Source organism: Mycobacterium sp. (assembly GCF_050701515.1).
Taxonomy (GTDB): Bacteria; Actinomycetota; Actinomycetes; order Mycobacteriales; family Mycobacteriaceae; genus Mycobacterium.
Genome location: NZ_JBOGDB010000315.1, coordinates 1 through 2,514, shown reverse-complemented (window position 1 = coordinate 2,514; position 2,514 = coordinate 1). Strand labels below are relative to the sequence as shown.

Here is a 2,514-nt window from a genome sequence, read left to right as displayed (position 1 = left end):
CACTCGGGCTGCAGGGCCCGGCGGTGACGATCGAAACCGGCTGTTCATCATCTTTGGTTTCGGTGCATCTCGCCGTGCAGTCGTTGCGGTCGGGCGAATGCGAGTTGGCGTTGGCGGGCGGTGCGTCCGTGGTGTGCTCACCCAGCTTCTATATCGGCCTCGGGCGGCAAGGCGCGCTGTCCGCAGACGGCCGATCCAAGCCATTCTCTGAGGCGGCGGACGGGTTCGGCGCTGGCGAGGGTACCGGCGTGCTGGTGTTGGCCAAACTATCCCACGCGCGCAACGCTGGTTATCCGGTGTGTGCGGTGATCCGGGGCAGCGCCGTCGGACAGGACGGAGCCACCGAGGTGCTGTCCGCCCCGAGTGGTGCAGCCCAGCAGCGGGTGATTCGGCAGGCTCTGTTGGATGCGGGCGTGCGCGCCGGCGACGTCGACGTGGTCGAGGCGCACGGCACGGGCACGGTGATCGGTGACCCGATCGAGGCGGGGGCGTTGCAGGCGACGTACGGCAATGCTCACTCGGTGGCGCGCCCACTACTGATTGGCTCGGTCAAGGCGAACATCGGTCACACTCAGTACGCCGCAGGCGTCGCCGGAGTGATAAAAACAGTCCAGTCGATTCGGAACGGGGTGGTGCCGGCGACAATACACCTGGATTCGCCTACGACACAGGTGGATTGGTCGTCAGGGACGATCGAAGTAGTCAATAGTGCGTGTCCGTGGCCCGACGAGACCGGCCGACCGCGGCGCGCCGGGGTATCGTCGTTCGGCCTCAGCGGAACAAATGCTCACGTGATACTCGAGCAGGCGCCGCCAGAGCCTGCGGCCTCGACCGCGACTCGAAAGCGTCCACCTGTGACGCCATGCGTATTGTCCGCAAAGTCGGCGTCGGCGCTAGCCGAGCAGGCGGCCCGGTTGCGGGGGTTCGTCGAGCAGCAGTCCGAATTGGATTCCCATGATGTCGCGTATTCGTTGGTCACCACCCGGGCGTCGTTCGACCACCGCGCGGTTGTGGTCGGAGCTGACCGCGACGAGTTGTTGAGTGGGTTGGCCGCGATCGCCTCCAGCGCTCCGGCACCGAATGTGGTGACTGGCAAGGCCACCGCCCAACGGGGAACCGTCTTCGTCTTTCCCGGCCAGGGATCGCAGTGGATCGGGATGGCTGTCGAACTGCTGGACACTGCACCGGCATTCGCCAACCAGATGCGGCTCTGTGATGCTGCTTTCAGCGAATTCGTGAGCTGGTCGCTGCTCGAGGTCGTGCGCGGCGACATCGGGCCGGACTGCCTCGAGCGGGTCGACGTCGTGCAGCCGGTGCTGTTCGCGGTGATGGTTTCGTTGGCCGCACAATGGCGGGCGCTTGGTATCCATCCCGACGCCGTCCTCGGCCATTCGCAAGGCGAGATCGCCGCCGCCTACGTCGCAGGCGCCCTGTCGTTGCGGGACGCGGCGAAGGTCGTCACGTTGCGTAGCAAGGCGGTCAGGGCGATCGTGGGATCCGGGGGCATGGTTTCGATTCCGCGGTCAGTCGAACAGGTTAACGCCCTCATCGGCCGGTGGGCCCAATCGATTTCGATAGCTGCGCAGAACGGTCCGTCTTCGACCGTCGTGACCGGCAGCGCAACGGTATTGGACGAGTTGGTGGCCGCTTGCGAGCGGGAAGAGGTGCCGGCCACGCGTATTCCCGTCGACTACGCCTCGCATTCCGCTCACGTGGAGGAGCTGCGGGATACGTTGCGCGAGTCGCTTTCCGGGCTGCAGCCACAAACCGGTGAGATCACCTTCATCTCTGCGGTCACCGGCGCGGGGCTGGACACGAAGATCCTCGACGGCGAGTACTGGTTCGCCAACCTGCGCCAACCGGTGTTGTTCGAACAGGCCGTTCGTTGGTCGTACGAACACGACTACCGCACGTTCCTCGAATCCAGTCCGCATCCGGTCTTGATTGCCGGCATCCAGGATTCGCTGGAGGACTACGGCGATGACCACAATGTGGGTGGCACACTTCGACGCAACGAAGGCGGCATGCAGCGGTTCCTGCTGTCGGCTGCCGAGGCGCATGTACACGGGAAAACGCCCAACTGGGAGAGCCTGTTCGAGGACACCGGCGCGCGTCGCATCGAACTACCCACCTATGCCTTCCAACGCAAGCGTTACTGGATTGACCTTGGGGCCGGATCCGTCCACGCGGGCAGTCTCGGCGTCGCCGCAGCGGAGCACCCATTGCTCGGTGCCATGGTGGAAGAGGCAGATTCGGACGCGATCATCTTCACCGGCCGGTTGTCGCTCGCGTCTCATCCGTGGCTGGCCGACCATAAGGTGCACGGACTCGTGCTGGTGCCGGGTGCGGCGATGGTGGAACTGGCGCTACACGCGGGCGATCGTGCCGGATGCCCGCGAGTGGACGAACTCGTGCTTCAGGCCCCGATGATCGTTCCCGAGCGCGGTGGTGTGGCCGTGCAAGTGGTCGTCGGCGCGTGGCGGGAGTCCGGCGAACGCCGGGTCCGGATCTACT

1 protein-coding gene is annotated in these 2,514 nt (G+C 65.4%); it reads left to right on the top strand.

Annotated elements, in window-relative coordinates:
* Nucleotides 1-23: 23 nt before the first annotated feature.
* On the top strand, nucleotides 24-2,514 hold a 2,491-nt coding region (locus tag ACRDU5_RS22785; RefSeq protein ID WP_526617258.1), incomplete at its 3' end, for a type I polyketide synthase.